Below are 5,807 nucleotides of genomic sequence, written 5' to 3'. Positions count from 1 at the left end.
ACATAAATCAGGCGCATATCAAAATTAACTAACTGAATTATAACACATTAGGAGGCTGTTGTGAACCTACTTAGTGAAGAATGTGAAAATGGTATCCGATTAGATGTAAGAACTCAATTTAAAGAATCATTTCAAGAATTGCTTGAGCATGAGACGTTGGAAAAACGTTGGTTATCAATAGAGAGTGCTGCTAACTATTCGGATTGTAGTGCGAATACTATCAGGAAATGGTTACGAATGGGATTGAATCTTTACAAGATAGACGGAACCAAGAGAATTGACAAAAAAGAATTGGATGAATTCATCCAAGCGTATTTAGTAATTTAATAAAGGAGAGAGGAACAATGTTTGAACCACCGATTTTAGACCAGTTGATGGGTGTTGGAGCCTTGCTGATTGGATTTGCAGGGGCATGCTGTCATATCAAACTGCAAGAACAACGAGAGGAAGAAGAAAGACGAGAAGAGCAAGAATTTGCGTCTATGATTATCCAAGGTTATAACCATGCTTACGAACGTGGTAGAGAGGCAGAACGTCAACAAATCCGCAAGAATATCCGTAGAGAGTTCCCTGGATTTACCTACGACAACGAACCGCCTGTAGGTTTACGCCCTGAGCCATTAGCTTTGCCAGAGCCAAGGAGAGCACGATATGCAAATCGTATGGGATAGACAAGCGTGGGATTTATCCACTTGTAAGCGTAGAGAGAAGATGCGCGACCTTGAAATGATGGCGCATATGCAAAATGAAATCAATGATCTTAAGAAACAATTGCAACAAGAACAATCTTTAAGAAAGAGATTAGAAGCAGAAAATTTCCAATTAAAACTAAGGAGAAAATAATGTACATCTGGAAATGTGGATGTTCAGAATGTGGACATGAGTTTGATTGGTTCGATAACTATCCACCTCTCGAATGTGTGAAATGCGGAAGCGTGGAAATCAAGTATGAATTTAAAGGAAAGGTGTATGATTAAATGACTCAAGCAGAACGAATTAGGGAATATTATAGAGACCACCCTACTGCCTCGTACGATGAAGTGGCTGAGGTTGTCGGGACTTCAAATAGTAATGTGAGGGTTAATCTGTTTAAAGACCTCAAGGCAGGCAGATGCGTCCGCTTAGAAGATGAGTCAATTGACTACTCGCCTTACTTTAACCACAAGAAATCACTCACTGAGTTGTTCGATTGGAAGAATGACACTAGACGTGAGTGGGTGGATATGCTTACGAGAGCAGCAGAGAAAGAAACGGATAGTAACGTTATGCGTCTGCTGATTAAAGAAGCGAATAAATTGATGAAAGAGGTAACGAAATAATGGCAACACTTTACGAACTAACAGGACAATACCTTGAAATCTATAACATGGAATTGGACGAAGAGACCAAACTAGATACCTTGGACTCCATTGATTGGGAAACTGAGTACGAAACCAAGGTTGAAAACTATATCAAGGTTATGAAGAATATCGATGCGGACGTTGAAGCCCGTAAAGCAGAAATCAAACGCTTGACGGAATTAAACAAAGCAGATGAGAAGAAGAAAGACCACTTAAAAGATACACTATCGGCAAGCATGAACATGACGGGTCATGAACGTGTAGACACACCTTTATTTAAGGTCTCATTCCGCAAATCTCAAGCCGTTGAAGTAGATGAAACGGTCTTGCCAGAATCCTACAAGGTAGCCACTTGGAAACCTGACAAGAAGCGCTTGAAAGAGGATTTGAAGAATGGTCTTGAAATTATTGGTGCCAGCTTAGTTGAACGAAAGAATTTGAGTATAAGATGAAAATAACAAAAGCAACAGAAATTACGAATGATGATGCCTGTTATCTGATTTATGGAAATCCAGGCTTTGGGAAAACGACGACTATCTCATTCATTCCAGGAAAAACGTTGGTAATTAATATTGATAAATCAGCCAAAGTATTAGCTGGTAATCCGAACATCGATATCGCAGATGTTGATACACATAAGATTTGGGATGAATGGTTGACTGTCGTTAAGGAATTGCTTCAAGGTGCAGGTAAGCCATACGATACAATCGTTGTGGATAACGTATCTGAATTATTCAGAGCGTGTCTTGCTAACCTTGGTCGAGATGGAAAAAATCATCGGGTTCCAACACAGGCAGATTACCAACGAGTCGATTTTACGATTTTGGATAGTCTACGAGCCTTATTGCAATTAAAAAAACGAATTGTGTTCACGGCTTGGGAAACATCAGATCAATGGTCAGATGAGAATGGCATGATTTACAACAGGGCCATGCCAGATATTCGCTCCAAAATTTTAAATAATTTCCTTGGTTTAACAGACGTAGTCGCTCGTCTAGTCAAGAAAACGACTGACGACGGTGAGGAAGTGAGAGGTTTTATCTTACAACCAAGCGCCAGCGTCTATGCCAAGAACCGTTTGGACGATAGAAAGGGGTGTAAAGTAGATGAGCTTTTTGCTCAGAGATTACCAGAAGGAACTGATAATTGACGTTATCAAATCCATGAAGGCAGGCAATCGGAAGATAATGGTACAATCCCCACCACGTTCAGGGAAAACGGTCGTGATGTCTTACATCGCTAAGAATGCAACAGATAAAGATAAGACCGTATTGTTTTTCAGCCACAGGAAAGAAATCAATGAGCAGGTTCATGAGACTTTCAGGCGTGGCGGAGTTAATCTCGGTAAGGTTATCATCGGAACGGTTGGGAGTATTGTGCGAAAGTTAGAACGATTGCCTCAAGTCGATGTAATCTTGGTAGATGAAGCGCATCATATCAAAGCAAAACAATATCAGACAATCTTAAATTATTTCAGTAATGCCACTCAATTATTTTTCACAGGCACGCCTATCCGACTAGATGGTTCAGGATTCCACGATTTAGCAGATGATTTAGTAGTTGGTAAATCCATCCGATGGCTTCAAGACCACGGAAATATCGCTGAGTTTGATTACTATTCCATCAATCTGTTGGATATGGCCAAACTTAAAAAACGGTCAGGAGAATTTACTAACCACTCAATTGATGTAGCGTTTGGTTTTAATGGAACGTATGGCGATTATATCGATCACTACGAGCGTTTAGCCAAAGGTAAACAAGCTATCGTTTATACACACAGTGTAGAATACGCTGAGAGGGTCGCTAAGCGATTTTTAGAGCAAGGCTACCAATCAGCGGTCGTGTCCGGAAAAACGCCACAGAGTGAACGAGAGAACCATATGCAGGCGTTCAGAGAAGGTAAACTCACAATCATGGTCAATGTCAATCTGTTTACAGAAGGAATTGACTTGCCAAACGTAGATGTCTGTATCATGTTACGACCGACCGATTCGCTCTCTCTGTATTTGCAGTTTGCTATGAGGGCCTTAAATCCAAGAGAAGGCAAGAAAGCAATCTTGATAGACCATGTTGGAAATCATATTCGGCACGGTCTACCAAACGACGATAGGGAGTGGACGCTAGACGGCACTAAGAAGAAAAAGCAATCTTCAGAACGTTCAACGGTGACGTGTGAGAAATGCTTTGCGACATTTTGGAGAGACCAGTTAGTAGATGGTTGTTGTCCATACTGTAAGGCTGAGATTGTCAAAAAGAAAAATATTCAAGATATTGAAATTGAACAAGATAAATCTGATGTTCAATTAACAAAAATCAATCAAGGAATGGAATTTATTACCATTCAAGGCAAAGAAATAGAGGTCAAGACAGAAGAAGCGAAAGTGTATCGGCGTGTCAAGACTTACGGCAAACGATACACGAAATGTCAGAACTTGTCGGAATTGAAAGCATTCCGATTGCTCAACGGCTATCAACCTGGTTGGTTGTGGCACAAACAAAAAGAATTAAATTTATGGAGATAATGAACATGGCACTTTTTTCAGTAAATTATGAAGCAGCAGAACAATTTTCATCTATCGAAGACGGAACATATGAAGTAGTTGTAACTCAAGCAGAACAGTCAGCAAGTCAAAGTGGAACAGATTTCTTAGATATTCGTCTTAAAATTCGTGATGATTTCCAACAGAAATTCCGTAACAACCTAATCTTTGATAAGGTATGGATCAATAAACAAACTCTTCAATATCCAGAGTGGGCATTACAACGCTATTCTAAAGCAGTTAAAATTCCAGAGGGAGTTGAAGTGAATACAATCGAGCAATTCTTAGGACTTATTATTGGTAAAACACTGAAAGTTACCGTGAAAAATGAGCAGTCAGAATACAATGGCAAGACCTACGATAACTTGAATATCAAGAAGATGGAGCAATCAGAATTGCCACCTTATTCTGGAGCGGTATCGTCTGAACCAGCGCCAGCCAAAGCAGATGATTTAGATTTACCATTCTAATCTATGGTTGGGATGGTAGATTATGCCCTTCATTATCAAAAACTAGGTTACTCGGTCATCCCAATAGACAAGAAGAGCAAACGTGCAATCACGAAATTTAAGGATAAAACATTTAGTGAGAATGAAATCCGGAGATTTTGGCACGAGCAACCCGATGCAAACATCGCATGGAGAACAACCGATTTCTTTGTCATCGATATTGATGTATCGGTGACTGAGAACGGTTATGAGTCTTTAAAAGAATGGGAATTGTCTCAGTATATCCCTAAAACGTTAACAGCTACTACGCCAAGCGGTGGAAAGCACATTTTCCTTAAAAAACCAAAAGGCATAGAGTTAAGTCAAGATATACGAGTTAAACCAGGAATTGATATTAAGGCGAATAAGAACAATTATGTCTTGGTTGCACCCAGCAATAATGCCAAAGGAAGTTATAAGTGGGATAAATCCACGGAACAGATGGCAGAAGCACCAGCTGAGATTATCTCAATCTTGCAAACATCTAAACAACCCAAGGAACCTATGAACTTTACGACTGATTATAGTCGAGGGGAGTTCTCAAGTAAGACTGCCAAGCTATTCGAACAAGTCGTTTTCGGTTTGGGAGATAAAGGTGGTAGAAACAACGCCTTGGCGAGTTTTATAGGTGGCTTACTAATGCGTGGTGTTGATGTGGATGCAGCCTATTTACTAGCAAAGATAGCAAATCACTATACTCCAGACAGTCTGCCAGCCGATGAAGTGGATAGAACGTTTGAAAGTATGGTTAGAAAGGAAATGGATAGAAGAGGTGGTTCTTGATTTAGAAAAATTAAAAAAAGAATATCGAAGCAATATTATCCAACATCCAGCTTATATCGAGAAAGCAAATGACTGGCGTGAGATTCGTTTGGCTTGTCGTGAATATCGTAAAAACTGGCTCGAAAACGTCAAGTGGGAAGAAACTCAGTACGGTACGAAAGAAGAAAATAAAAAAGCGCCTACCCGTTTAACTGAGCTTGCAGTCGCCAAAGGAATGGAACAGATTTTATATATTGTTAATCTACCAAATGAACGGGTGGCAATCTATGATCCAGATAAGGGATATTATCACAAAGACCCTAGTTTTGCTTACAAAGTCATTCGTTTGCTGGAGCCAAATTTCAGTGAAGCGAAATCCAAGAACGTTCTCTTCATGCTTGCTTCTACACCACGATTGAACCAACACGAGGGGTTCTCATGTGATTTTCCAATTGGGGAATACAAAGACCCTCGTAGGTTTATCTTAGTGAAAAACGGGATATACGACAAGAAAGAGAAATTACTACGACCATTCACACATGAGTTCGTCGCATTCTCAACTATTGGGACTGAATACGACCACTTTGCTAAATCGCCCGAAATTGACGGGTGGGATATTGATAGCTGGTTGCTTGACCTTATGAGTGGAGATGAAGAACTGGTTGAACTCATCTGGC

At 40.1% G+C, this 5,807-nt stretch carries 9 protein-coding genes and 1 pseudogene; all 10 read left to right on the top strand.

Going from position 1 to position 5,807, the window contains the following annotated elements:
• Positions 1-60: 60 nt before the first annotated feature.
• Positions 61-327, top strand: coding sequence for a helix-turn-helix domain-containing protein (locus tag SMIDD28_RS04590; RefSeq protein ID WP_061425043.1), 267 nt, complete (start codon positions 61-63; stop codon positions 325-327).
• Positions 328-344: 17 nt separating this feature from the next.
• Positions 345-671: a hypothetical protein gene (locus tag SMIDD28_RS04585; RefSeq protein ID WP_061425041.1), complete on the top strand. Its 327-nt coding sequence runs from the start codon at positions 345-347 to the stop codon at positions 669-671.
• Positions 652-843 carry a hypothetical protein gene (locus tag SMIDD28_RS04580; RefSeq protein ID WP_061425039.1) on the top strand — a complete coding sequence of 64 codons (192 nt, stop codon included), beginning with the start codon at positions 652-654 and terminating at the stop codon, positions 841-843. The genes SMIDD28_RS04585 and SMIDD28_RS04580 overlap by 20 nt, the downstream gene beginning before the upstream one ends.
• Before the next feature lie 134 nt (positions 844-977).
• On the top strand, positions 978-1,319 hold the full coding sequence (locus SMIDD28_RS04575; RefSeq protein ID WP_061425034.1) for a hypothetical protein: 342 nt from the start codon (positions 978-980) through the stop codon (positions 1,317-1,319).
• The gene (locus SMIDD28_RS04570; protein WP_061425032.1) at positions 1,319-1,792 is read left to right on the top strand and encodes a siphovirus Gp157 family protein; all 474 of its coding nucleotides are present in this window, start codon (positions 1,319-1,321) and stop codon (positions 1,790-1,792) included. Before SMIDD28_RS04575 ends, SMIDD28_RS04570 begins: the two co-directional genes overlap by 1 nt.
• Entirely contained in the window at positions 1,789-2,490 is a 702-nt protein-coding gene (locus SMIDD28_RS04565) for an AAA family ATPase (RefSeq protein ID WP_061425030.1), read from the top strand. The genes SMIDD28_RS04570 and SMIDD28_RS04565 overlap by 4 nt, the downstream gene beginning before the upstream one ends.
• Entirely contained in the window at positions 2,447-3,862 is a 1,416-nt protein-coding gene (locus tag SMIDD28_RS04560) for a DEAD/DEAH box helicase (protein ID WP_061425028.1), read from the top strand. The genes SMIDD28_RS04565 and SMIDD28_RS04560 overlap by 44 nt, the downstream gene beginning before the upstream one ends.
• 5 nt (positions 3,863-3,867) lie before the next feature.
• Positions 3,868-4,350 carry a DUF669 domain-containing protein gene (locus SMIDD28_RS04555; protein WP_061425277.1) on the top strand — a complete coding sequence of 161 codons (483 nt, stop codon included), beginning with the start codon at positions 3,868-3,870 and terminating at the stop codon, positions 4,348-4,350.
• Positions 4,351-4,353: 3 nt separating this feature from the next.
• Entirely contained in the window at positions 4,354-5,151 is a 798-nt protein-coding gene (locus SMIDD28_RS04550; RefSeq protein ID WP_061425026.1) for a bifunctional DNA primase/polymerase, read from the top strand.
• Positions 5,105-5,807: pseudogene (locus SMIDD28_RS12140) on the top strand (DNA primase); the annotation flags it as partial. The gene SMIDD28_RS04550 and the pseudogene SMIDD28_RS12140, both read left to right, overlap by 47 nt.

It is taken from the genome of Streptococcus mitis, from assembly GCF_001579045.1.
In the GTDB taxonomy this organism is placed as follows: Bacteria; Bacillota; Bacilli; order Lactobacillales; family Streptococcaceae; genus Streptococcus; species Streptococcus mitis_D.
The sequence above is the reverse complement of the archived record's forward strand: the minus strand, read 5'-3'. Positions and strand labels throughout refer to the sequence as shown.